Origin of the sequence: Phycicoccus duodecadis, assembly GCF_002846495.1 — a bacterium.
GTDB classification, from domain to species: domain Bacteria; phylum Actinomycetota; class Actinomycetes; order Actinomycetales; family Dermatophilaceae; genus Phycicoccus; species Phycicoccus duodecadis.
Genome location: NZ_PJNE01000001.1, coordinates 1,302,492 through 1,324,786, shown reverse-complemented (window position 1 = coordinate 1,324,786; position 22,295 = coordinate 1,302,492). Strand labels below are relative to the sequence as shown.

At 73.3% G+C, this 22,295-nt stretch carries 18 protein-coding genes; 14 read left to right on the top strand and 4 right to left on the bottom strand.

Annotation, left to right across the window (positions count from 1 at the left end; translation table 11 throughout):
- Positions 1-41: 41 nt before the first annotated feature.
- From nuoF to ATL31_RS06030, 10 genes are read left to right on the top strand one after another with little or no spacing between them, the layout of a single operon-like run.
- Positions 42-1,370 (top strand): NADH-quinone oxidoreductase subunit NuoF, encoded by a 1,329-nt coding sequence (gene nuoF, locus ATL31_RS06075; protein ID WP_101394984.1) that lies wholly within the window; start codon positions 42-44, stop codon positions 1,368-1,370.
- A complete protein-coding gene (locus tag ATL31_RS06070) occupies positions 1,367-3,841 on the top strand; it encodes an NADH-quinone oxidoreductase subunit G (protein ID WP_101394983.1) in 2,475 nt (824 codons plus the stop codon). Before nuoF ends, ATL31_RS06070 begins: the two co-directional genes overlap by 4 nt.
- Entirely contained in the window at positions 3,838-5,217 is a 1,380-nt protein-coding gene (nuoH, locus tag ATL31_RS06065) for an NADH-quinone oxidoreductase subunit NuoH (RefSeq protein WP_101394982.1), read from the top strand. The genes ATL31_RS06070 and nuoH overlap by 4 nt, the downstream gene beginning before the upstream one ends.
- A complete protein-coding gene (gene nuoI, locus ATL31_RS06060) occupies positions 5,210-5,827 on the top strand; it encodes an NADH-quinone oxidoreductase subunit NuoI (protein ID WP_101394981.1) in 618 nt (205 codons plus the stop codon). Before nuoH ends, nuoI begins: the two co-directional genes overlap by 8 nt.
- Complete coding sequence (locus tag ATL31_RS06055) at positions 5,824-6,594, top strand: NADH-quinone oxidoreductase subunit J (RefSeq protein ID WP_101394980.1); 771 nt, start codon at positions 5,824-5,826, stop codon at positions 6,592-6,594. The genes nuoI and ATL31_RS06055 overlap by 4 nt, the downstream gene beginning before the upstream one ends.
- The gene (gene nuoK / locus ATL31_RS06050) at positions 6,591-6,890 is read left to right on the top strand and encodes an NADH-quinone oxidoreductase subunit NuoK (protein ID WP_055815127.1); all 300 of its coding nucleotides are present in this window, start codon (positions 6,591-6,593) and stop codon (positions 6,888-6,890) included. Before ATL31_RS06055 ends, nuoK begins: the two co-directional genes overlap by 4 nt.
- A gap of 39 nt (positions 6,891-6,929) precedes the next feature.
- Positions 6,930-8,831 (top strand): NADH-quinone oxidoreductase subunit L, encoded by a 1,902-nt coding sequence (nuoL, locus tag ATL31_RS06045; RefSeq protein WP_101397298.1) that lies wholly within the window; start codon positions 6,930-6,932, stop codon positions 8,829-8,831.
- Positions 8,828-10,369 carry an NADH-quinone oxidoreductase subunit M gene (locus ATL31_RS06040; protein ID WP_101394979.1) on the top strand — a complete coding sequence of 514 codons (1,542 nt, stop codon included), beginning with the start codon at positions 8,828-8,830 and terminating at the stop codon, positions 10,367-10,369. The genes nuoL and ATL31_RS06040 overlap by 4 nt, the downstream gene beginning before the upstream one ends.
- Positions 10,369-11,916: an NADH-quinone oxidoreductase subunit NuoN gene (gene nuoN, locus ATL31_RS06035; RefSeq protein WP_101394978.1), complete on the top strand. Its 1,548-nt coding sequence runs from the start codon at positions 10,369-10,371 to the stop codon at positions 11,914-11,916. The genes ATL31_RS06040 and nuoN overlap by 1 nt, the downstream gene beginning before the upstream one ends.
- Entirely contained in the window at positions 11,913-12,938 is a 1,026-nt protein-coding gene (locus ATL31_RS06030) for a polyprenyl synthetase family protein (protein WP_101394977.1), read from the top strand. Before nuoN ends, ATL31_RS06030 begins: the two co-directional genes overlap by 4 nt.
- Before the next feature lie 104 nt (positions 12,939-13,042).
- Here ATL31_RS06030 and ATL31_RS06025 read toward each other — a convergent pair whose 3' ends face one another.
- Positions 13,043-14,362, bottom strand: coding sequence for an MFS transporter (locus ATL31_RS06025; RefSeq protein ID WP_245861974.1), 1,320 nt, complete (start codon positions 14,360-14,362; stop codon positions 13,043-13,045).
- Positions 14,363-14,390: 28 nt separating this feature from the next.
- Here ATL31_RS06025 and ATL31_RS06020 point away from each other — a divergent pair, with 28 nt between their 5' ends.
- From ATL31_RS06020 to ATL31_RS06005, 4 genes are all read left to right on the top strand, one after another.
- Positions 14,391-15,554 (top strand): alanine racemase, encoded by a 1,164-nt coding sequence (locus ATL31_RS06020; RefSeq protein WP_211283970.1) that lies wholly within the window; start codon positions 14,391-14,393, stop codon positions 15,552-15,554.
- Positions 15,551-16,855 carry a D-arabinono-1,4-lactone oxidase gene (locus tag ATL31_RS06015; protein WP_101394976.1) on the top strand — a complete coding sequence of 435 codons (1,305 nt, stop codon included), beginning with the start codon at positions 15,551-15,553 and terminating at the stop codon, positions 16,853-16,855. Before ATL31_RS06020 ends, ATL31_RS06015 begins: the two co-directional genes overlap by 4 nt.
- A 387-nt stretch (positions 16,856-17,242) precedes the next feature.
- Complete coding sequence (locus tag ATL31_RS06010; protein ID WP_101394975.1) at positions 17,243-17,695, top strand: hypothetical protein; 453 nt, start codon at positions 17,243-17,245, stop codon at positions 17,693-17,695.
- A 65-nt stretch (positions 17,696-17,760) separates the two neighbouring features.
- Positions 17,761-18,456: an alpha/beta fold hydrolase gene (locus tag ATL31_RS06005; RefSeq protein ID WP_101394974.1), complete on the top strand. Its 696-nt coding sequence runs from the start codon at positions 17,761-17,763 to the stop codon at positions 18,454-18,456.
- Here ATL31_RS06005 and ATL31_RS06000 read toward each other — a convergent pair.
- The 3 genes from ATL31_RS06000 to ATL31_RS05990 form a co-directional block, all read right to left on the bottom strand.
- Complete coding sequence (locus ATL31_RS06000; protein WP_101394973.1) at positions 18,377-19,114, bottom strand: hypothetical protein; 738 nt, start codon at positions 19,112-19,114, stop codon at positions 18,377-18,379. The two genes, ATL31_RS06005 and ATL31_RS06000, sit on opposite strands and share 80 nt — an antisense overlap.
- Positions 19,115-19,226: 112 nt before the next feature.
- A complete protein-coding gene (locus ATL31_RS05995; RefSeq protein WP_101394972.1) occupies positions 19,227-19,961 on the bottom strand; it encodes an SDR family oxidoreductase in 735 nt (244 codons plus the stop codon).
- Positions 19,958-22,294, bottom strand: coding sequence for an FGGY-family carbohydrate kinase (locus tag ATL31_RS05990; RefSeq protein ID WP_101394971.1), 2,337 nt, complete (start codon positions 22,292-22,294; stop codon positions 19,958-19,960). Before ATL31_RS05990 ends, ATL31_RS05995 begins: the two co-directional genes overlap by 4 nt.
- Position 22,295 lies beyond the last annotated feature (1 nt).

Here is a 22,295-nt window from a genome sequence, read left to right as displayed (position 1 = left end):
GAGCCCGACGGCGACGAGACCACCGACGCGAAGGGCGACCGATGAGCACCCCGCTGACCCCCATCCTCACCGCCTTCTGGGACGACCCGAAGTCCTGGACCCTCGAGACCTACCGGCGCCACGGCGGCTACCGCGCGCTGGACAAGGCCCTCGGGATGGAGCCCGCCGACATCCTCACCGCGGTCAAGGACTCCTCGCTGCGTGGCCGGGGCGGCGCCGGGTTCCCCACCGGCATGAAGTGGTCGTTCATGGCCCCGCCCGACGGCGGCGCCCGCTACCTCGTCGTCAACGCCGACGAGTCCGAGCCGGGCACGTGCAAGGACACCCCGCTGATGATGGCGAACCCGCACGTCCTCATCGAGGGCATCATCATCAGCTCGATGGCCATCGGCTGCGAGCACGCGTTCGTCTACATCCGCGGCGAGATCGTGCACGTCTACCGCCGGCTGATGCGCGCCGTCGAGGAGGCCCGCGAGGCCGGCCTGCTGGGCACCGACATCAACGGCTCCGGCCGCAGCGTCGACATCACCGTTCACGCCGGCGCCGGCGCCTACATCTGCGGCGAGGAGACCGCGCTCCTCGACAGCCTCGAGGGCCGCCGCGGCCAGCCCCGCAGCAAGCCGCCGTTCCCGGGCGCCGCCGGCCTCTACGCCCGCCCCACCTCGGTCAACAACGTCGAGTCCATCGCCTCGGTCCCCGGGATCATCCTCGAGGGCGTCGACTGGTTCACCGGCATGGGCACCGAGAAGTCCGCGGGCTTCGGCATCTTCAGCCTCTCGGGCCACGTCAAGAACCCCGGCCAGTTCGAGGCCCCGCTCGGCATCACGATGCGCGAGCTCATCGACCTCGCCGGGGGATTGCGCGACCCCGACAAGGAGCTCAAGTTCTGGACCCCGGGAGGGTCCTCGACGCCGATCTTCACGGCCGAGCACCTCGACGTCCCGCTCGACTTCGAGTCCGTGGCGGCCGCCGGCTCCATGCTCGGCACCCGCGCGCTCCAGGTCTTCGACGAGACCGTCTGCGTCGTGCGCGCCGTCGACCGCTGGACCGACTTCTACCAGCACGAGTCCTGCGGCAAGTGCACCCCGTGCCGCGAGGGCACCTGGTGGCTGAAGCAGATCCTCGGCCGGATCGAGCACGGGCAGGGCACCGAGGAGGACTTCGACAAGCTCCTCGACATCTGCGACAACATCCTCGGGCGCAGCTTCTGCGCCCTCGGCGACGGCGCGACGAGCCCCATCACGAGCTCGATCCAGTACTTCCGCGACGAGTACGTCGCCCACCTCACCCACGGCGGCTGCCCGTTCGACCCGGCGGCCTCGACGCTGTGGGCGAAGGACGGCCACGCGAAGGAGACCGTCTCCGCATGACTGCCACGCCCGAGACCAAGGCCCCGGTCGACCTCGTCCAGCTGACGATCGACGGCCTCGAGGTGTCCGTGCCCAAGGGCACCCTCATCATCCGCGCCGCCGAGCAGGCCGGGATCGACATCCCGCGCTTCTGCGACCACCCCGGCCTCGACCCGATCGGCGCCTGCCGCCAGTGCCTCGTCGAGGTCTGGATGCCGGGCCGCCCCGGCCCCGACGGCACCCCCGGCGAGCCCACCCAGATGCAGGGCCCCCCCGGCCGGATGAAGCCGCAGGCCTCGTGCACGATGACCGTCGCCCCCGGCATGGTCGTCAAGACGCAGTACACGTCCGAGGGCGCCGACAAGGCGCAGAAGGGCGTGATGGAGCTCCTGCTCATCAACCACCCCCTCGACTGCCCCGTCTGCGACAAGGGCGGCGAGTGCCCCCTGCAGAACCAGGCCATGAGCAACGGCCGCAGCACCTCGCGCTACGAGGACGTCAAGCGCACCTACCCCAAGCCGGTCAACATCTCCAGCCAGGTGCTGCTCGACCGCGAGCGCTGCGTGCTGTGCGCCCGCTGCACCCGCTTCTCCGACCAGGTCGCCGGCGACCCGTTCATCGCGCTCGTCGAGCGCGGCGCGCTGCAGCAGGTCGGTATCTACGAGGAGAAGCCCTTCGAGAGCTACTTCTCGGGCAACACCGTGCAGATCTGCCCGGTGGGCGCGCTCACCGGCGCCGCCTACCGCTTCCGCTCGCGCCCGTTCGACCTGGTGTCGACCCCCAGCGTGTGCGAGCACTGCGCCAGCGGCTGCTCGCAGCGCACCGACCACCGCCGCGGTACCGTCCTGCGCCGGATGGCCCAGGCCACCCCCGCGGTCAACGAGGAGTGGAACTGCGACAAGGGTCGCTGGGCCTTCGCGTACACCGGGGTCGGCGACCGCATCGAGCTGCCGATGGTCCGCGGCGACGACGGCGAGCTTCGGGTCGCGTCCTGGCGGGAGGCCCTCGAGCGGGCCGCCACCGGCCTGCGGGCCGCGTCCGCCGCCGGCGTTCTCGTCGGCGGCCGGGTCAGCGCCGAGGACGCGTACGCCTACGGCAAGTTCGCCCGCACCGTCCTCGGCACCAACGACGTCGACTTCCGCGCCCGCCCCCACTCGGCCGAGGAGGCGCAGTTCCTCGCCTCCCGGGTGGTCGGCACCGGCCCCGACGCCGGCGGCGTCACCTACGCCGACCTCGAGGCCGCCTCCACGGTCGTCCTGGTCGGGTTCGAGCCCGAGGACGAGAGCCCCATCGTCTTCCTGCGCCTGCGCAAGGCCTACCGCAAGCGTGGCACCCGCGTGTTCGGCGTCTCCGCGGCCGCGAGCCGCGGCCTGGCCAAGATGGGCGGCACGCTCATCCCCACCGCTCCGGGCACCGAGCCCGAGGTCCTGCGGGCCCTCGGCAAGGGTTCCGGCACCGACGCGGTCTCGGCCGCCGGCGCCGCACTGCGCGAGGGCGGCATCATCCTGGTCGGGGAGCGTCTCGCCATGGTCCCCGGTGCGCTGAGCGCCGCGGTCGCCCTGGCCGACAGCACCGGCGCCCGCCTCGCGTGGGTGCCGCGACGGGCGGGGGAGCGCGGGGCCCTCGAGGCCGGCGCGCTGCCCACCCTCCTGCCCGGTGGCCGCCCGGCCGACGACGCCGGCGCCCGCGAGCAGGTCGCCTCGGTCTGGGAGGTCGAGGGCCTGCCCGAGACCCCCGGCCGCGACACCGCCGGCATCCTGGCCGCCGCCGCGTTCGGTGAGCTCGGCGCGCTGGTCGTCGGTGGGGTGGACCCCGCCGACCTCGGTGTGGCCGACGCCGCCGCCGCCATCGCGGCCCCGTTCGTGGTCTCGCTCGAGCTGCGCCGCTCGGCGGTCACCGAGGTCGCCGACGTCGTCCTGCCCGTCGCGGCGCACGCCGAGAAGGGCGGCACCTTCGTCGACTGGGAGGGCCGCCTGCGCCCGTTCGAGGTCGCCCTCGACACCGGCTACGTCAGCGACTACCGCGCCCTTGACATGCTCGCCGACGAGATGGGCGAGTTCCTCGGCACCCGCACCCTGCGCGAGGTCCGCACCGAGATGCAGACCCTCGGCCCCTGGGTCGGCCCGCGCCCCGACGCGCCCGCCGTCGAGGCCGGCGAGGTGCCCGAGCTGGCCGAGGGCACGCTGGTCCTCGCCACCTGGCGCCACCTGCTCGACCGCGGCTCCCTCCAGGACGGCGAGCCGTTCCTGGCCGGTACCGCGCCGCGCCCCGTCGCGCGCGTCTCGGCCACCACCGCCACCGCGCTGGGCGTCGTCGACGGCGACGAGCTCACCGTCCGGGCCGCCGGGGTTGCCGTCACCGCCCCCGTCGTGGTCACCGAGATGGCCGACCACGTCGTGTGGCTGCCGCTCAACTCGCAGGGCTGCGACCTGCGGCCCACCCTCGCCGGGGCGCCCGGCACACTCGTCTCGGTCGTCAAGGAGGACTCGTGAGCACCTTCGCCGCGCTGCCGGACCTGGTCTCCCTCGTCGCCGAGGGCACCGACAACCCGCGCGCCGACTTCAGCGACACCCCCCTGTGGCTGAGCCTGGTCAAGGCCCTGATCATCTTCGTCTACCTGCTGGTCTCGACGCTGCTGGTCATCTGGTTCGAGCGCCGCGTCATCGGCCGGATGCAGCAGCGCCCGGGCCCGAACCGCAACGGCCCCTTCGGCCTGCTGCAGACCCTGGCCGACGGCATGAAGTCGATGCTCAAGGAGGACGTGCGCCCCAAGGCCGCCGACGCCTTCGTCTTCACCCTGGCCCCGCTGATCACGGCCACCATGTGCTTCGTGTCGTTCTCGATCATGCCGCTGGCCGGTGAGGTGTCGATGTTCGGGCACACCACGCCCTTCCAGCTCACCGACACCCCCATCGCCGTGCTGCTGGTCCTCGCGGTCGCGGGCGTCGGCATCTACGGCGTCGTGCTGGCCGGCTGGAGCTCGGGCTCGCCCTACCCGCTGATGGGTGGCCTGCGCGCGTCGGCCCAGATGATCTCCTACGAGATCGCGATGGGCCTCTCGCTCGTGGCCGTCTTCCTCTACGCCGGTTCGATGTCGACCTCGCAGATCGTCAACGCCCAGAGCGGCCTGTGGTTCGTGGTCCCGGCGTTCTTCAGCTTCTTCGTCTACGTCATCACGATGGTCGGCGAGACCAACCGCCTGCCCTTCGACCTCGCCGAGGGCGAGGGCGAGCTCACCGGTGGCTTCCACACCGAGTACGGCTCGATGCGCTTCGCCATGTTCTTCCTCGGCGAGTACATCAACATGTTCACCGTCGCGGCCCTGGCGACCACCATGTTCCTCGGTGGCTGGCAGGCGCCTCCCGGCATCGCGGCCATCAACGACGGCATGTTCAACGAGGGCTGGTGGGGCCTGCTCTGGTTCACCGCCAAGCTGTGGATGTTCATGTTCGTCTTCGTGTGGCTGCGCGGCTCGCTGCCCCGCGTCCGCTACGACCAGTTCATGCGCTTCGGCTGGAAGTTCCTCATCCCGGCCACCCTGGGCTGGGTCGTCCTCGTCGCGTTCTTCCGCGCCGGCCAGAACGGCTGGCTCGGCGGCACCGTCGACGTCGCGGGCCGCAGCTTCCCGGTCGTGTCGCTCGCGCTCGTCGGCATCATCGCGGCCCTGGCCCTGGCCGGCGGCTGGATGTGGGACGCCCGCGTCGAGCGGCGCGAGGCGCGGCTGCACCCGCACGTCCCCGACGAGATCGACCCGTACGCGGGCGGCCACCCCGTGCCGCCCATGCCCGGCCAGCGCCTGCGTGAGCCCTCGCTCACCGCGCCGGCCCTGACGTCGCGACCCGACACCGAGGAGGCCACTCGTGGCTGACGAGCAGAGGAAGTCCGGCTTCTTCTCCGACCTGTTCGCCCCCGTGGCCGGCTTCGGGGTGACCTTCTCGACCATGTTCCGCAAGGTCGTCACCGAGGAGTACCCCGAGGAGAAGCGCCCCACCCAGCCGCGCTTCCACGGCCGCCACCAGCTCAACCGCCACCCCGACGGGCTCGAGAAGTGCGTCGGCTGCGAGCTGTGCGCGTGGGCCTGCCCGGCCGACGCCATCCTGGTCGAGGGTGCCGACAACGACGACTCCGCGGGCGGCCTGGGCCGGTTCAGCCCGGGCGAGCGGTACGGCCGCGTCTACCAGATCAACTACCTGCGCTGCATCTTCTGCGGGCTCTGCATCGAGGCCTGCCCCACCCGGGCGCTGACGATGACCAACGAGTACGAGCTCGCCGACAACAACCGCGCCGACCTCATCTTCACCAAGGACCAGCTGCTCGCGCCGTTGCAGTCCGGGATGCTGCGCCCGCCCTTCCCGATGGCCGACGGCATGGAGGAGCGCGACTACTACCTCGGCAAGGTCACCGAGGCCACCGACGCCCAGCGCCAGGTCGTCGGGGCCCGCGCCGGCAGCGGCGACGACACGGAGGTGACCTCGTGACCGGCACCGGCGAACAGGTGATGTTCTGGATCCTCGGCCCGCTGGCGGTCGTGGGGTCCCTCGGCCTGGTCTTCGCGAAGAAGGCCGTGCACGCGGCCCTCGGCATGGCGATGACGATGATCATCCTGGGCGTGTTCTACCTCGCGCAGAACGCCGACTTCCTCGGCGTCATCCAGATCTTCGTCTACACCGGCGCCGTGATGATGCTCTTCCTCTTCGTGCTCATGCTCGTCGGGGTCGACTCCAGCGACAGCCTCGTCGAGACCCTCACCGGCCAGCGCTGGGCCACCGCGGTCCTCGCCATCGGGCTCGGCGGCATCCTGGGCGCGCAGATCGGCAAGGCGACCGTCCGCGAGACCGTGGGCCTGGCCGCCGTCAACGCCCAGACCGGCAACGTCTCGGGTGTGGCGCAGCTGATCTTCGGCCGCTACGTGTGGGTCTTCGAGGCCACCAGCGCCCTGCTGATCACGGCCGCCCTCGGCGCCATGGTCCTGGCCCACCGCGAGCGGCTCGGCCGCGGCCCGGACCAGAAGGAGTGGAGCAAGCGCCGCTTCCAGGAGGGCAAGCACCTGGCCGGCCTGCCCGCCCCCGGTGTATACGCCCGCCACAACGCGGTCGACACCCCGGCGCTGCTGCCCGACGGCACGCCCTCCGAGCTGTCCGTCTCGCGGGTCCTGACGGCCCGCGACCAGAACCTGTCGCCCTCGCCCTACACCGACGGCGAGCGCGAGATCGAGCGCGACGTGCGCGAGGGGAGCGAGCGGTGAGCCTCATCAACTACGTCTACCTGGCGACGGTGCTCTTCTGCATCGGGGGAGCCGTCGTGCTCACCCGCCGCAACGCCATCATCGTCTTCATGGGCGTCGAGCTCATGCTGAACGCCGCGAACCTGGTCTTCGTGACCTTCGCGCGGATGCACGGGAACCTCGACGGCCAGGTCATCGCCCTCTTCGTCATGGTCGTCGCGGCCGCCGAGGTCGTCGTCGGCCTGGCCATCATCATGGCGATCTTCCGGTCCCGCCGGTCGGCCTCGGTCGACGACGCGAACCTGCTGAAGCTGTAAGGAGCACTGGTGCACTCACTCATCACCGAGGGCGGCGCGATGACCGCGGGCGCCGCGAGCGGGATCTCCTCGCTCGCTTGGCTGCTCGTCGCGCTGCCCCTGCTCGGTGCCGTCGTCCTGCTGCTCGGCGGCCGGCGCACCGACAAGATCGGGCCCGGCCTGGCCACCGGCCTGTCCTGGGCGAGCTTCGGCTTCGGCGTCCTCATCCTCGTGCAGCTGCTCGGGATGGCGGCCGAGGACCGGGGCATGCACCTGAAGCTCTGGAACTGGGTCCCGGCGGGGTCGTTCAAGCTCGACCTCGGCCTGCTGGTCGACCCGCTGTCGATGAGCTTCGTCATGCTCATCACGTTCGTGGGCTCCCTCATCCACGTGTACTCGCTCGGGTACATGGAGCACGACCCCGACAAGCGGCGCTTCTTCGCATACCTGAACCTGTTCGTCGCGGCCATGCTGCTGCTGGTCCTCTCCGACAGCTACCTGCTGCTGTTCGTCGGCTGGGAGGGCGTGGGCCTGGCCTCGTACCTGCTCATCGGCTTCTGGAACTGGAACCCGGCCTACGCGACCGCCGCCAACAAGGCGTTCTTCGTCAACCGCGTCGGCGACCTCGGGCTGTCCATCGCGATCATGACGATGTTCGTCAGCTTCGGCGGCGTCGACTACGCCACCGTCAACGCGGGCGTCGCGAACGCGAACCCGGCCACCCTGACCGCCATCGGGCTGCTGCTGCTCGTCGGGGCCTGCGGCAAGTCGGCGCAGTTCCCGCTGCAGTCCTGGCTCGGCGACGCCATGGCCGGCCCCACCCCGGTCTCGGCCCTGATCCACGCGGCGACCATGGTCACCGCCGGGGTCTACCTCGTGGTGCGCAGCCACGTCATCTACGACGCCACGCCCGACGCCCGCCTGGCCGTCGCGCTGGTCGGTGCGGTGACCCTGCTCTTCGGGGCCGTCGTCGGCTGCGCCAAGGACGACATCAAGAAGGCGCTGGCCGCCTCCACCATGAGCCAGATCGGCTACATGATGCTGGCCGCCGGCCTCGGGCCGGTCGGCTACGCCTTCGCGATCTTCCACCTGCTCACCCACGGCTTCTTCAAGGCCGGGATGTTCCTCGGGGCCGGTTCGGTCATGCACGGCATGAACGACCAGGTCAACATGCGCCGCTTCGGCGGCCTGTCCGGGGTCATGAAGGTCACCTGGGGCACCTTCGCCCTGGGGTGGCTCGCCATCCTGGGCGTGCCGCCGTTCTCGGGCTTCTGGTCCAAGGACAAGATCATCGAGGCCGCGTTCGTCGGCGAAGGCTGGCAGCCGTGGGTCCTCGGCGGGGCCGCGCTCGTGGGTGCCGGCATCACCGCGTTCTACATGTCGCGCCTGTTCTTCATGACCTTCCAGGGCCCGCGGCGCTGGACCGAGGACGTGCACCCGCACGAGTCGCCCCGGATCATGACCATCCCGATGATCGTCCTGGCCGCCGGCTCGGCCTTCCTGGGCCTGGCGCTCGGCCCCACCGGCGCCATCCAGTCGTGGCTGGCCCCGGTCGTGGGGGAGCACGGCGAGGAGAGCCCGGTCATCGCGGTGCCCGTGCTGATGGTCCTGACCCTGCTGTTCGTCGCGGGCGGCATCTTCCTGGCCTGGCGCGGCTACTGGCAGGCCGACGTGCCCGAGGTCGCCCCGCGCGGCTCGGTGCTCACCCGCGCCGCCCGCGTCGACCTCTACCAGGACGCCGTCAACGAGGGCCTCTTCATGCGCCCCGGCGTGCACGCCACCCGAGCGCTGGTCTTCGCCGACGCGCGGGGGGTCGACGGCGCCGTCGGTGGTCTCGCGGCCTTCGTCGGCGGCCTGTCCTCGAGGCTGCGTCGCCTCCAGACCGGCTACGCCCGGTCCTATGCCCTGACGATGCTCACCGGCGTCGTCGCCGTCCTCGGTGCTCTGTGGGTGATCCAGTGACCTCCCTGCCTCTGCTCACGCTGATGATGGTCGTGCCGCTCGTCGGCGCGGTCGTCGTGGCCGCGCTGCCCTCGGGCGCCGCGCGCCACGCCCGTCAGGTCGCGCTCGGGGTCTCGCTCGTCACCCTCGCGCTCGGCATCGCCGCGTGGGTGGCCTTCGACAGCGGCTCCGGCGCGATGTTCCAGCTCACCGAGACCCACGCGTGGATCCCGCAGTTCGGCGTGTCCTACGCCCTCGGGGTCGACGGCATCGCGCTGGCGCTCATCGTGATGGCCGTCATCCTCACCCCGGTCTGCCTGCTGGCGGCCTGGAACGACGTCGACGAGGTCGACACCGGCCGCACCCAGCGCTACTTCGCGCTGATGCTGGTGCTCGAGGCCTTCATGGTCGGCGTCTTCGCGGCCACCGACGTCTTCCTGTTCTACGTCTTCTTCGAGGCCATGCTCATCCCGGTGTACTTCCTCATCGGGCTCTACGGCGGGCCGCGGCGGCAGTACGCCGCCGTCAAGTTCCTGCTGTTCTCGCTGGCCGGCGGCCTGGTCATGCTCGTGTCGGTCATCGCGGTCTACGTCGCGGGCCCGGGCGGCCCCGACGGCTTCCTGGTCGAGAAGCTGATCGGCAACGTCGACGGCTCCCCGGCCGCGCTGCGCTGGATGTTCGTCGGGTTCTTCATCGCCTTCGCCGTCAAGGCCCCGATGTGGCCGGTGCACACCTGGCTGCCGGACGCCGCCACCGAGGCCCGCCCGGCCACGGCCGTGCTGCTGGTCGGCGTGCTCGACAAGGTCGGCACCTACGGGATGATCCGCTTCTGCCTCCAGCTCTTCCCGGAGGCCTCGACGTGGGCCACCCCGGTCGTGCTCACGCTCGCCGTGATCTCGGTGGTCTACGGGGCGCTGCTGGCCATCGGGCAGACCGACATGATGCGCCTCATCGCGTTCACCTCGATCAGCCACTTCGGCTTCATCGTCCTGGGCATCTTCGCGATGACCAGCGTCGGGGGCGCCGGCTCCACGCTGTACATGGTCAACCACGGGTTCTCGACGGCCGGGCTCTTCCTCATCGCCGGGTTCCTCGTCACCCGCCACGGCAGCAAGCGCATCCCCGACTACGGCGGCTGGCAACGGGTCACCCCGGTGCTCGCCGGCACCTTCCTGGTCGCGGGGCTGTCCTCGCTCGCGCTGCCCGGCCTGTCGTCGTTCGTGTCGGAGTTCCTGGTCCTCCAGGGCACCTTCATGCGCTACAAGGTCGCGGCCGTCATCGCCGCCCTGGGCATCGTCCTGGCCGCGTTGTACATCCTGCTGATGTACCAGCGCGTGATGACCGGCCCCAAGCCCGCGTTCGCCGAGGGCGGGCACCCGCGTGACCTGAACCGGCGTGAGAAGTGGGTCGTGGCCCCGATCATCGCCTCGTTCGTCCTGCTCGGCTTCTATCCCAAGCCCGTGCTCGACCTCGTCAACCCGGCCGTGGACAGGACGATGCAGATCGTCGGCGTCACGGACCCGGCCCCCACCTCCGCCGCCCCCGGGAGCTCGAAGTGATGCCCGCCGCCTTCCAGGCCGTGACCGTCGACTACGTCGCGGTCGCGCCGATGCTGATCGTCGTCGCGGGTGCGCTCGTCGGGGTGCTCGTCGAGGCCTTCGCGCCCCGCGGCCGTCGGCACGGCATCCAGGTCGTGCTCACCCTCGTCGTCCTGGTCGCGGCGCTGGTCGTCCTCGCCGTCTGGAGCCGCGGCCACCTGGCCGTCACCTTCGGCGGCTCGCTGTCGCTCGACGGCGTCGCGCTCTTCCTCCAGGGGACGCTCCTGGCGCTCTCGGTGCTCAGCGTGCTGGTCATGGCCGAGCGCTTCGGCGGGGTCGGCTCCGACGCCTTCACCCCGATGGGTGCGTCGACCCCGGGCTCGGGCCAGGAGGACGCCGCCACCCGCGCCGGGTACGCGACCTCCGAGGTCTTCCCGCTGACCCTGTTCGCGGTCTTCGGGATGATGATCTTCGTCTCCGCCAACGACCTCATCACGATGTTCGTCGGGCTCGAGGTCCTCTCGCTCCCGCTGTACGTGATGACCGGGCTGTCGCGCCGCCGCCGGTTGCTGTCGCAGGAGGCGGCGCTGAAGTACTTCCTCCTGGGGGCCTTCTCCAGTGCCTTCTTCCTGTTCGGCTCCGCGCTGCTGTACGGCTTCGCCGGCTCCTCCGACCTCAAGGTCATCGCCCAGGCGATCAGCAGCACTCCGGGTGGTCTCGAGGGGCTGCTGCTCCCCGGCGTCGTGCTGACGCTCATCGGCCTGCTCTTCAAGGTCGGCGCCGTGCCGTTCCACTCGTGGACCCCGGACGCCTACCAGGGCGCGCCCACCCCCGTCACCGGCTTCATGGCGGCCTGCACCAAGCTCGCGGCCTTCGGCGCCATCCTGCGCTTGGCCTACGTGGGCGTCGGCGGCGACCGGTGGGACTGGCAGATCGGTGTCGTCGTCATCGCCATCCTGACCATGGTCGTGGGCGCGGTGCTCTCGGTCACCCAGACCGACGTCAAGCGCCTGCTGGCCTACTCGTCGGTCGCGCACGCCGGCTTCATCCTGGTCGGGGTGCTGGCGTTCTCGAAGGCCGCCGTCGGTGGGGTCATGTTCTACCTCGTGGCCTACGGCGCCACCACGATCGCCGCCTTCGCCATCGTCGCGATGGTGCGCCAGGACGGCTCCGAGGCCTCGCACCTGTCGCAGTGGGCGGGCCTCGGCCGGCGCCACCCGGTGGTCGCGGGCTCGTTCGCCTTCCTGCTGCTGGCCTTCGCGGGCATCCCGCTGACCTCGGGCTTCACCGCCAAGTTCGCGACCTTCGCGCCCGCGGTGGCGTCCGGTACCTCGGGTGTCGTGATGGTCGTCGTCGGTGTGCTGGCCTCGGCCGTCACCGCGTTCGTCTACGTGCGCCTCATCGTGCTGATGTACTTCACCGAGCCCGTCGAAGGCGTCGTGGCCCTGCGGGCGTCCTTCGGCTCGAAGCTCGCCATCGGCGTCGGCCTGGCCGTCACCCTGCTCGCGGGCGTGGCCCCGACGTACGTGCTCCAGCTCGCGGGCAACGCCTCGCAGTTCCTCCTGTGAGCCACCCGGCGCCGGCGGCCCAGCGCGGTACCCCGTCGGTGCTGTCGCTGCCCGGCGCGAGCGACGGCCTGCGCGAGCGGCTGACCACCGGGCTCGCGGCCGTCGAGGACCTCATCGCGCGGCGGGTCGACCACGACGACCCGTTCGTGGCGCAGGCGAGCTCGCACCTGACCCTGGCCGGCGGCAAGCGGTTCCGGCCGCTGCTGACCCTGCTGGCGGCCGAGGTCGGCTCGGGCGTGAACGAGCACGTCGTGGCCGCCGCCACCGGCGTCGAGCTGACCCACCTGGCCTCGCTCTACCACGACGACGTCATGGACGAGGCCGACGTGCGGCGTGGGGCCCCGAGCGCCAACGCCCTGTACGACAACTCCACCGCCATCCTGGTCGGCGACCTGCTGTTCGGCACCGCGTCCGACATCGTGGCCGACCTCGGGCCCGAGGCCGTCAAGATTCAGGCGCAGACCTTCGTGCGGCTCTGCTCCGGGCAGATCCGGGACGACCGGCCCTGCCCCCCGGGCCAGGACCCGGTCGAGTACTACCTGCACGTCCTCGAGGACAAGACCGGCGTGCTGATCGCCACCGCCGCGCGGTACGGCGCCATGTTCGGCGGCTGCTCGCCCGAGGTCGTCGAGCTCCTGCGGGAGTACGGCGAGCGGCTCGGGGTGGCGTTCCAGCTGTCCGACGACCTCATCGACATCGCCTCGGAGGCCGAGGAGACCGGGAAGACGCCCGGCACCGACCTGCGCGAGGGCAAGCGCACGCTGCCGGTGCTGTTCGTGCTGGCGTCCACCGACCCCGCCGACGCACGGCTCCAGGAGCTGCTGCGCGGCGACCTGAGCCAGGACGGCCCGCTGGCCGAGGCGCTGGCGCTGCTGCGGGTGCATCCGGCGATGGAGCGGGCCCGCGAGCACGCCGCCGCGGTGGCGTCGCGGGCGCAGGCGGTGCTCGACCCGCTGCCGCCGAGCGAGGCCAAGGACGCGCTGCGCGCCCTGGCCGCGGGCGTCGTCACCCGCGTCGGCTGACGCCTCAGGTTTCCCGCCCCCGGCGGGAAACCCCGGGGTCGCAGCGGAAGGTTTCCCGCACGACCCACGAGGTTCCGGGATGACGCCCGCGGCGGCCGGGGCCGTCAGCCGCTCGGGCCGAGCATCTCGGCGCGGGGCCGTCGGGGGATGGCCAGCGCCAGGGCGACGGCGGCGAAGCACAGCACCGCGGCGCCGACCCAGGCCCAGTGGTAGTCGCCCTGGGCGGTGCGTACCGCCCCGGCCACGCTCGCGCCGACCCCGGCGCCGACCATGTGCGAGGCGAAGACCCAGCCGAACACCACCCCGGAGTCCTCGGCACCGAAGTGCGTGCGGCACAGGGCGATGGTGGGCGGGACGGTGGCGACCCAGTCGAGCCCGTAGAAGACGATAAACACCCACATGCCCGGCTCGATGCCGGGGGCCAGGACGGCGTCGAGGGCCAGCAGCGACAGCCCGCGCCCCGCGTAGTACCCGGCCAGCAGCAGCCGGGGGTCCACCCGGTCGGTGAGCCACCCGGAGCCAATGGTGCCCGCGATGTCGAAGATCCCCACGACGGCGAGCAGCCCCGCGGCCGTCGTCGGCGGCATCCCGTGGTCGTGGGCCGCCGGGACGAAGTGGGTCTGGATGATGCCGTTGGTCGACCAGCCGCAGACCCAGAAGGTGAGGACCAGGGCCCAGAACGGCCAGGACCGGGCGGACCGGGTCAGGACCGCGACGGCCCGGCGGGCGGGGGCCTGGGCGGGGGCGGTCGGGGCCGCCGGGGTGCTGCCGGGGGCGGCGCCGTAGGCCAGCAGCCCGCGGTCCCTCGGGTGGTCCACCAGCAGGAGGGACACCAGCACCGCGACGAGCAGGGCCAGCACGGCGACGATGCCGGCCGCCCACCGCCATCCCGGGCCGTCGGCCGCGCGGGCGATGACGGGCAGGAAGACCAGCTGCCCGGTGGCGTTGGCCGCCGAGAAGATGCCGGTGACCAGGCCGCGGTGCCGCTCGAACCAGCGGTTGGCGACGACCGCCCCGAGGACGAGCGCCATGGCCCCGGTGCCGATGCCGATGAAGACCCCCCACAGCAGCCAGAGCTGCCACGCGGAGGTCATCACGGTCGTGGCCCCGCTGGCGGTACCGACGACGACGAGGGCGATGGCCACGGTGCGCCGGACGCCGAAGCGCTCCATGAAGGCGGCGGCGAACGGGGCGGTGAGGCCGTAGAGGACGAGGTTGAGGCTGACCGCACCCGAGGTGGTCGCGCGGCTCCAGCCGAACTCGGTCTCGACCGGCTCGAGCAGCACCCCGGTGGAGGAGCGGAAGGCGGCCGCGGACACCAGCGCGGCCAGCGTCACGGCGGCCACCGACCAGGCCCGGTGCGGCATCCGCCGCCCGGGGAGCCGGGCCGGCTCGGTGACGGCGCCTCGCAGGTCCTCGGTCACGGGACCAGCATCCCACTAGGGTCGGCTCGTGGGCCCGGTACCGGATGACGTGACCCGCGGCTGGGACGCCGCGACGGCCGGCCTGCCCGCGCCCCTCGTGGTCCTCGACCTCGACGCCTACGAGGCCAACGCCGCCGACCTCGTGCGCCGGGCCGCCGGGCGCCCCATCCGGGTGGCGTCGAAGTCCCTACGCTGCCGCTGGGTGCTGGCCGACGTGCTGGCCCGCCCGGGGTTCGCCGGCGTGATGGGGTACGCCGTCGCCGAGGCGGTGTGGCTCGTCCGGTCGGGGTTGCGCGACGTGTTCGTGGCCTACCCGAGCGCCGATGTCGAAGGGGTGCGCACGGTGGCGGGCGACGCCGGGCTGCGGCGCGAGGTGACCCTGACGGTCGACTCGGTCGAGCACGTCCGGTGGTTGCGCGACACCCTGGGGCCGGCGGTGTCGGGGGTCGGGGTGGCGGTCGACGTCGACGCGTCCGTGCGGGTGGGGCGGGCCCACCTGGGGGTGCGCCGGTCGCCGACTCGTACCCCCGCCGAAGCGCTTGCCGTGGTGCGGGCGGCCACCGGCGTGGGCCTCGAGGTGCGGGGGCTGATGTTCTACGACGCTCAGGTGGCGGGGCTGCCCGACTCCGCCGCGGTGCGGCTGCTGAAGCGGCGCTCGGTGCACGAGCTGACCCGGCGGCGGGCGGCGGTGGTCGAGGCGGTGCGGGCCGAGGTCGACCTGCGCTTCGTCAACGGCGGCGGCACCGGCAGCCTGCACACCTACGGCGACGACAGCGCCGTCACCGAGCTCGCCTCGGGCTCAGGGCTGTACGCGCCGACCCTGTTCGACGGCTACGACGCGTTCTCGCCCCGCCCCGCGATGGCGTACGCCCTGCCGGTGGTGCGGCGCCCGGCCCGCGGAATCGTCACGACCTGCGGTGGCGGCTACGTGGCCAGCGGCGAGCCCGGATGGTCGCGGGTGCCCTCGCCAGTGCGCGCGGGGCTGTCGCTGCTGCGCACCGAGGCGGCCGGCGAGGTGCAGACCCCGGTCGAGGGCGACGTCGACGACCTCGGGCTCGGCGACCGGGTGTGGATGCGTGGGGCCAAGGCCGGTGAGCTGCTCGAGCGCTTCGACACCCTGCACCTGGTGCGCGGGAGCCGGCTGGTCGAGAGCGTGCCGACGTACCGCGGCGAGGGGAGGAACTTCGGATGACCCCCGCGTGGCGCAACTGGGGCGGCAACGTCGTGGCGCATCCGGCCGTGGTCACCGACGTGTCGACCGTCGACGGCGTGGTCGCTGCGGTGCGGTCCGCGGCGGGCCGCGGCCGCACGCTGCGGGTGGCCGGCGCGGGCCACTCGTTCACCCCGCTGGTCGCCACCGACGGCACGTTGCTGCGGGTCGACGGGCTGCGCGGGGTCGTGGGCGTCGACCGGGACCGGATGCGGGTGCGGGTGGCCGCGGGCACGCCCCTGTACGAGCTGAACCCCGCCTTGCAGGCCCTCGGCCTGGCGCTGCCCAACCTGGGCGACATCGACCGGCAGACCATCAGCGGGGCCATCGCCACCGGCACCCACGGCACGGGCACGCGTCGGCAGGGCATCGCGGCGGCGGTGGGCGGGCTCACGCTGGTCCTGGCCGACGGCTCGCTGCTGCGCTGCTCGGCCGACGAGCAGCCCGAGGTCTTCGAGGCGGCGCGGGTGGGGCTCGGCGCGCTCGGGGTGGTCGTCGAGGTCGAGCTGCAGTGCGTAGCGTCCTTCCGGCTGCACGCCCGCGAGTCGGGGGAGTCGTTCACCGAGGTACTCGGCGGCATCCACGCGCTGGCCGACGCGCACGACCACCTCGACATGCACTGGTTCCCGCACACCGACCGCGTGCTGGTGAAGCGCAACGACGTCGTCGGGCCGGGTGAGGGGCCGGGGCCGCTGCCGCGATGGCGCGCCCGGCTGGACGACGACCTGCTCGCCAACCGGGTGTTCGAGGGCGTCAACCGGGTGGCCGCGCGGGTGCCGGGCACGGTGGTGCGGGTGAACCGGCTGAGCGCACGCGCCCTGGGCGCCCGTGAGTTCGCCGACGACTCGTGGAAGGTGTTCTGCTCGTCGCGCGAGGTGCGCTTCGTCGAGTCGGAGTACGCGGTGCCACGGGCCTCCGTCGAGCCCGTGCTGCGCGAGCTGCGGGGCTGGTTCGAGCGCACCCGCGAGCCGGTGCCCTTCCCGGTCGAGGTGCGGTTCACCGGTGCCGACGACGTCTGGCTCTCGACCGCGTACCAGCGCGAGAACGCCTACGTCGCGGTGCACCAGTACCACCGGATGGACGGCACGCGCCTGTTCGCGGCCTTCGAGGCCATCGTCGCCGAGCACGAGGGGCGACCGCACTGGGGCAAGCTGCACACCCTCGGCGCCGACCGCCTGCGCGCGCTCTACCCGCGGTTCGACGACTGGCGTGCGGTGCGCGACCGTCTCGACCCCGGCCGGCTCTTCACCAACACCTACCTCCGCCACGTCCTGGGCGACTGACGGGGCGCCCGGGTCACGGGGACGGCGCGGAACCTCGCCGCTGGCAGGGAAACTCCCGCGCCCTTCCCGGTCTTCCGCGTCATCCCGGCGACCCGTCCGCACGTGCCGGGTGGAGGAGGGCCCCGACGATGGCCACGTGCGACGATGGCTGACGCTCGGCGCGGGTCGAGCACTTCACGTACCCGGGAAGGTCCACCGTGGCTCGCAAGCGATACGGACTCTTGAACTTCGCGTTCGACGCGATCCTCACGCTGCTGACCGGCGGCCTCTGGCTCATCTGGATCTTCGTCCGCGAGATGCGCAGCCGCTAGCCACCGAGGGCGGTAGAGGGCCTCGCCGGGCGCGTGGCCGGCTCCGCCCCGCCCCGCCCGCTGCGATGATCGGGCCATGAGCCCGGAGAGCGAGCCCACGGACGCGGCCGCGGTGCGTCGCCGCCAGGCGCGGGAGAACGCCGAGTACCACCACGCGGTCGCAGCGCGGGCGGCGGAGGCCGAGGCGCGGCGCACGGCCCCGATGGTGGCGGCCTTCGCCGAGGCGATGCGCTCGGCGGGCGTCGAACCCACCCGGCTGCGGGCCCTCCCGTACAGCGGCGGCGGGAGCCTGCGCACCGACATCGTCGGCTGGTACGTCCGGCGGGACCAGCGGGCCGCCGTCGGCACGGACGGCCGCTGGTACGTCCTCGTCGCGGCGCCCAGCCTGCGCGGGCGGTTGCTCGGCGTCCACGTCGAGCCCAGCGACGCCCCGCTCCAGGTCGGAGCGGGTGGCCGGGACGGTGACTCGGTGGCCCTGGACGTGCTGCTCCGGCTGCGCCTGGAGGCGGGCCCCGACTTCCCCGCCTGACACGCGCGGCGGCCGCGCCGGCCCGACCGCTTGCCGGCGACCGGGCCGTACCGCAGATTGGGAGGATGGCGAGCGTGGAGCGGGTCGACGTCGGCGGGGGCGTGCACCTCGCGCGGCTCGTCCGGGTGGCGCGCACGTCGCAGGTCGCGCCTCCCGTGGTGCTGCTGCCGGGCACCGGGCTGACCGCGCGCGACTGGGACCACGTCGCGCACGACCTCGCCGCGCACCGCACCACCCACGCCGTGGACCTGCGCGGGCACGGCGACAGCGACCGCCCCGGCCGCTACTCGACCGCGCTGATGGCTGCCGACGTCGCGGCGCTCCTCGACGTCCTCGACGAGCCGGCGGTCGACCTCGTCGGGCACTCGCTCGGTGGGCTGGTGGCCCTCCGGGTCGCCGCCGAGCGGCCGGGGCGGGTGCGCCGCCTCGTTCTGGAGGACGTCGGGATGCCGCACCCGCGCGCCCCCTCCCCGCCGAGCCGCCCGCCGGGCGAGCTCGCGTTCGACTGGGCCGTCGTCGAGCAGGTGCGGCCCGAGATCGACGACCCCCACCCGGGATGGCGCGAGCTCGTGCCGCAGGTCGTCGCGCCCACCCTGGTCGTGGGTGGGGGAGCCGCCAGCCACGTCGACCAGGGGCACGTGCGCGAGCTCGTCCAGGCACTGCCGGACGGCCGCCTCGCGGTCATCGAGGCGGGGCACCTCGTCCACGCCACCGAGCCGCGGCGGTTCGTCGCGGCGGTGCGGGACTTCCTCGCCGACTGAGGGGGGACCCCGGCCCGGCGCGCCACCAGTCCATGGCGGTCGCGGCGACCGCGGCCGGGACCGCCGGCAGCAGCATGAACATGCCCAGCTCGGCCGTCTCGCCGCCGACCATCACGCCGGCCACGACGGCGGCCAGACCGAGCACCACGACCACGAGCCGGAGCCCGTGCCGCCGCGGATGCGCCCTCGGCCCGGCGAGGTCGCGGACGGCGACGATGACGGGCCGGCAGAGGAAGGCCACGACGCCGAGCGCGGCGACGATGACCATGGCCCACGGCCCCTCGTCCCTCGCGGCGGGGCCCGGGACGAGGCGGGTGAGGAAGAAGAGGAGGAGGAACGCGACCCCGAACACGGCACCGCCGAGCATCGCTCCGACGACTGCGGCCACGAGCTCGCGCCAGCCGAGGTGCCGGCCGTGGACCCGCCAGGCGAGCAGCGGGCCGCCGACGACGGCCAGCGGCATCCCCAGCGCACCGATCGCCTCCAGCCATACCGGCGGTGTCCAGGTCGCCGGCTCTCCGGCCGCCAGCAGGTAGGCGATGCCCTCCTGGGCGACGACGGCGACGAGGAAGATCAGGGCCGCGCCCAGGAACGCGTCCGCGGCGAGGGGATAGCGCTCGCGACCCGTGACGAGCGGCCGATCCAGGGTCCCAGTCATGTCCGACACCTCCGCGCAGTCCGTCCGCGTGGGCGGCTGCTGGTTCCAGCCTCCTCCTCCGCGGGAGGGGCGCCGCGCGCCTGTGACCGACGAGACGGACCCCGGGCGCCCCTCAGATCTCCTGGTTGGTGGGGAGGATGACGAGGTCGCGGATGGCGACGTGTCGCGGCCGGGTCAGCATCCACAGGACGGCGTCGGCGACGTCCTCGGACGTGATGCCCCGCCCGGCCGCGACCTCCGCGGCGACGTCGGCGCCCTCCGCCACCCCCCAGAGCTCGTTGAGGACGACGCCGGGAGCGATCGCACCCATCCGCACCCCGGTCCCGACCAGCTGGCGGCGCACCCCGTGGGTGAAGGCCTGCACGGCGTGTTTCGAGGCGGAGTAGACCGGCTCCCAGTGGATCGACTGGTGGCCCGAGACCGAGCTGGTCATCACGACGTCGCCGTGCCCCGCCTCGACCATGGCCGGGAGCACCGCTCGCACCATGGCCATCGCCCCGAGGACGTTGACACCGACCAGCTCCTGCAGTGCCCCGAGGTCGGTCTCGGCGAAGGGGCCGGGGACGTAGACGCCGGCGTTGGAGAGCAGCACGTCGATGCGGCCGTGCTCGGCCAGGGTGCGCGCGGCGACCTCGGTGCAGAACGCGGTGTCCGAGACGTCGCCGGGGACGACCAGTGACGGCCCGGGGAGCGCCTCGGCGACCGCCGCCAGGCGGTCGGCACTGCGGGCCACGAGCACCACCGTCGCGCCGGCCCCCGAGAGCGTGCGCGCGTAGGAGCGGCCGATGCCGGAGCTCGCGCCGGTGACGACGGCCACCGCGCCGGTGAGGTCCTGGGTCGTGCTCATGGCTGTTCCTCCTCGGTCCCGGCGAGCCGCCGCCGCCGGAACGCCTCGTCGGGTCGGGTGTCGATGCGCTCGGCGTGGGCCGGGTCGAGGGGGACGGCCGCGCCCACCGCAAGGGCTCCGTGCAGGATCCGGGCCGACTTCACCGCCATCTCGGTGACGGCGAAGGCGTCGTCGGGGTCGGCGCCGAGGGTGAAGATGCCGTGGTTGCGCAGGTAGAGCACCCGCGGGTGGGTGCCGTGCTCGGCGACGAACGCCCGCAGCCGGGCCAGCACCTCGCGGGCCAGCGGCAGGCCCGGGTCGACGTACGGGACGAGGAGGTTGTGCCGGCCGAGGACGACCACCTGGTCGGGGAAGAGGCTGCCCCCGACGAGGGCCTCGGCCCGGTCGGAACACAGCAGGGCGTTGACGACCACGGGGTGGGTGTGGATGACCGCCCCCACCTGCGGCACCTCGAGGCACACCGCGTGCAGGAGCGCTTCGACCGAGGGGCGGCGGCCGCCGGAGGGGACGGCGTCGCGCATCGCGGCGGCCACGCCGTCGTCGTCCACAGGATGCTCGGAGTCGACGAGGCGCATCACCCGGGCGAGGTCGACGTCGACGAAGTCCTCAGCCGTGGCGGTCCGCAGGCTCGAGCCCGAGGCCTTGACGAGCATCCGGCCCGGCCCCGAGCGTACCGACGTGTTCCCCTCGGCGAGGAGGGCGAGGTCGCGGTGCGGCTCGCCGACCGCGCGGGAGACCCGGACCAGCGCCTCCAGCGCGCTCGCGGTGCCTGCGGTCGCGCTGCTCGTCGTCGCGGTGCTGCTGGTCACGGGATGCCCTCCGGGGTGGTCGTCGTGGTGCCGCTCGCCCCGCGGCCGGTAGGTCACCGCGTCCGAGCCGGTGCCGGTGAGGTCCTGGTAGACCTCCTCGACCGTCGACCGCGCGCCGGAGACGACGGCCTGGACGGCGATGTTGCCGATCGCCGAGGCCTCCACGGGCCCTGCGGTGACGGGCAGGCCGGTGGCGTCGGCGGTGAGCTGGCACAGGACCGCGTTGCGCGCCCCGCCGCCGACGACGCGCACCCGGCCGACCGTGCAGCCCGCGAGAGCGGCCGCCTCCCCGAGCGCGTCGGCGTACGCCGCGGCGAGACTGTCGAGGACGGCCCGGACGACGTCGGCCCGCGACCCGTCCAGCGGCCGGCCGGCCTCCGCGCAGAGCACCGCGATCCGGGCCGGCATGTCCCCCGGCGGCAGCAGTCGCTCGTCGGCGACGTCGAGCACGGCCTCGTGGCCGGGCCCGGCGCCCGCGGCGGCGAGCAGGTCACCGAGGGGGACCGGCGCACCGTCCTCGCCGGCCCAGTGGGCGAGGCACTGCTGGAGCAGCCACATCCCGTTGAGGTTGCGGACCAGCAGCACGCCGTCGACCCCCCGCTCGTTGGTGAAGCCGGCCGCGAGCGCCTCCTCGATGGTCAGCGGCTCGGCCAGCGGGAGCCCGACCAGCGACCACGTGCCGCTGGACACCAGCCCCTCGACGCGGGCGCCGCGCTCGACCGGCCGGGCGAAGGCGAACGCGCTCGCGGTGTCGTGCCCGGCGACCCGGATGACGGGCACGGGCGCGCTCAGCCCCAGCCGGGCCGTGATGTCCGGGGTCGTCCGCCCGGCCACCGCACCGAGCTCGGACACGGGCGGCATCCGGATGCCGCCCGCCCCGTGGGCCTCGAGCAGCTGGGGCAGCCAGCGGTCGACGCGGGGGTCGAGGAGCTGGCTCGTCGAGGCGATGGTGGGCTCGGTCCCCCGCTGGCCGGTGAGCAGCTGGACCCACAGGTCGGGGACGAAGAGGAGCCCGTCACCGGCGTGCTCGCCGGCGGCGACGGCGGCCGCCAGCTGGACCGAGGTGTTGATGGCTTGGTCGGGGACCCCGGTGGCGGCGTAGACCTCGGACTCGTCGATGCCCCGGGCAGCGACGAGCGGACGCGGATCCCCGACCCCCCGGTGCGAGCGGACCGGGCCGGTCCGGCGGCCCTCGTCGTCGACGAGGGCGAAGTCGACGCCCCACGCGTCGACGCCGACGCCCTCGAGGCGCGCCCCGCGCCGGCCGCACTCCGCGACCGCGGCTCCGAGGCCCGTGAGGGTCTGAGCGAACAGCGCGTCGACGTCCCACGCGAGGACGCCGTCCTGCTGCACCGGCACGTTCGGGAACCGGTGCACCTCGTGGACGGTGACGGCCTCGTGGTCGACGAGCCCGAGGACGACCCGGCCGCTGGAGGCCCCCAGGTCGACGGCCGCGTAGGCGCGCGTGACGGGGCCGGCGCGGCGGGGGCGGACGGGGGCGGCGTCGTCCGGGAGGGCGTCCATG

Coding starts and splice junctions, on each gene's coding strand:
- ATL31_RS06000 (WP_101394973.1), bottom strand. CDS start 19,114: ATGACTGGGACCCTGGATCGGCCGCTCGTCACGGGTCGCGAGCGCTAT.
- ATL31_RS06005 (WP_101394974.1), top strand. CDS start 17,761: ATGGCGAGCGTGGAGCGGGTCGACGTCGGCGGGGGCGTGCACCTCGCG.
- ATL31_RS05995 (WP_101394972.1), bottom strand. CDS start 19,961: ATGAGCACGACCCAGGACCTCACCGGCGCGGTGGCCGTCGTCACCGGC.
- ATL31_RS06010 (WP_101394975.1), top strand. CDS start 17,243: ATGAGCCCGGAGAGCGAGCCCACGGACGCGGCCGCGGTGCGTCGCCGC.
- ATL31_RS05990 (WP_101394971.1), bottom strand. CDS start 22,294: ATGGACGCCCTCCCGGACGACGCCGCCCCCGTCCGCCCCCGCCGCGCC.
- ATL31_RS06015 (WP_101394976.1), top strand. CDS start 15,551: ATGACCCCCGCGTGGCGCAACTGGGGCGGCAACGTCGTGGCGCATCCG.
- ATL31_RS06070 (WP_101394983.1), top strand. CDS start 1,367: ATGACTGCCACGCCCGAGACCAAGGCCCCGGTCGACCTCGTCCAGCTG.
- nuoL (WP_101397298.1), top strand. CDS start 6,930: ATGACCGCGGGCGCCGCGAGCGGGATCTCCTCGCTCGCTTGGCTGCTC.
- nuoN (WP_101394978.1), top strand. CDS start 10,369: ATGCCCGCCGCCTTCCAGGCCGTGACCGTCGACTACGTCGCGGTCGCG.
- nuoF (WP_101394984.1), top strand. CDS start 42: ATGAGCACCCCGCTGACCCCCATCCTCACCGCCTTCTGGGACGACCCG.